This is a genomic window from Shinella sumterensis (assembly GCF_004514425.2).
GTDB lineage: Bacteria > Pseudomonadota > Alphaproteobacteria > Rhizobiales > Rhizobiaceae > Shinella > Shinella sumterensis.
Map to the genome: position 1 here is coordinate 1 of NZ_MYFN02000048.1, position 980 is coordinate 980.

At 63.1% G+C, this 980-nt stretch carries 1 protein-coding gene; it reads left to right on the forward strand.

Annotated elements, in window-relative coordinates; translation table 11 throughout:
• Positions 1-54 precede the first annotated feature (54 nt).
• Positions 55-980: DNA cytosine methyltransferase (locus tag B5M41_RS26750; RefSeq protein ID WP_413713453.1), on the forward strand; the 926-nt coding region annotated here is incomplete at its 3' end.

The following is a 980-nucleotide window of genomic DNA, read 5'->3' on the forward strand; positions in this document are numbered from 1 at the left end:
CGAGATTTCGGACGACTTCCGTCAGTCGTCGTCGGAAGCCCCCCATGCCAAGACATCAGTTCAGCCAACACCAAAGGAAAAGGGGTCGAAGGCGCGCGCAGCGGCCTCTATTTCGAAGCCATCCGCATCATCGGAGAGTGCCGTCCTCGTTGGTTCGCTCTTGAGAACAGCTCTAATCTCCGAACTCGGGGCGCTGACGCCGTCCTCGCTGCGCTGGAGGAACTCGGCTACACCTGCTGGACGTTCGTGGTACGTGCTGGAGACATCGGCGCCAACCACGAGCGGCCCCGAAGCTGGCTTATCGGATGCGACCTCGCTCAGGTTACCGACACCTCTGAAGCGGGACATGAAGSGTGGTCCACGATACGACGCGGATGGCCGGCGCGGCATAAGCATGCGGGAGATCATGCCCCCGAAGGCACGGGACGCGTGGGAAGCGCAGCAAAGATCGGCCCTGGCCACGTCTGCGAGCACGGTATCCGCTGGCCTTGGTCTTGCGACGAATGTGACCGCGATGCTCCCTACGCCCCGGAAGAGCGACGCGACACATGGCCCGGACTACCGGGATCGCCCGAACGGGACGAACCTGAACACGTATTTGGCGGCGCAGGAAACCTTGCCGACCCCGACCAAGCGCGACAAGCGGATGGATGCATGGTCGCCGGCGTACGACAAGCGGAAATCGCCGACGATGGACGCTGTGCTGGACGGGGCGATGCGGGACCGAGCATCCGACAAATGGCAGTACGCACGGCAGATTGCGGCCGCGTTGCAGAATGGCGGACTGACTGGTCCCTCGATGACCTTGCCGCTCACCTACAACTGGATGATGGGCTTTCCGCCTGGGTGGCTGGCACGCGCATTGCAGTCGGCGGTCCAAAAGGGACTTCTGCAGCAAGCCTCATTGTCGAAGCGTTCGGCGATGCCGTCGTCCCGCAAATCCCCGAAGCCATAGGCCGTGCGATCCTCCGGACCGAACG